Annotated in this window: 1 pseudogene; it reads right to left on the bottom strand. The window is 58.7% G+C overall.

From position 1 onward, the window contains the following. Window positions 1–448 (bottom strand): annotated as a pseudogene (locus SxD43FB_RS26255) (transposase); the annotation flags it as partial.

Genomic DNA, 448 nt, shown 5'->3' on the forward strand with positions numbered 1-448 from the left:
CCGCAAGATCCGAAATCGTCGAAATCTGTTGAAAAGCCTTGCAAGGTGGGGGTGGTCCATACACGTCGTTCTGTTCCAGAAGGATAGCGCCGACGAGACGGGTAATCGCCTCTTCGTTGGGGAAGATACCGACAACATCGGTGCGCCGCTTGATCTCGCCATTGAGCCGCTCGATCGGATTGTTGCTGTGCAACTTCGTGCGGTGTTGGGCTGGGAAGGTCATGTAGGCCAGCACATCCTCCTCGGCGCTGTCCATCAGAGTAGCGAGTTTTGGCACGGTAGGGCGCAATTGATCGGCGACGCTACGCCATTGGGCCTTTGCTGCGCGGCGACTGACAGGATGCGAGCGTAGCGACAATCAAGATGAGAATCGGTTGTTGGGGTGTCGGTGAAGGGCGGAGGGCGTAGCCCGAAGCCCGTAGCCGAGACCCCAACAACCGATGGCCCT

The sequence above is a fragment of the Sphingobium sp. D43FB genome, from assembly GCF_002312805.1.
In the GTDB taxonomy this organism is placed as follows: domain Bacteria; phylum Pseudomonadota; class Alphaproteobacteria; order Sphingomonadales; family Sphingomonadaceae; genus Sphingobium.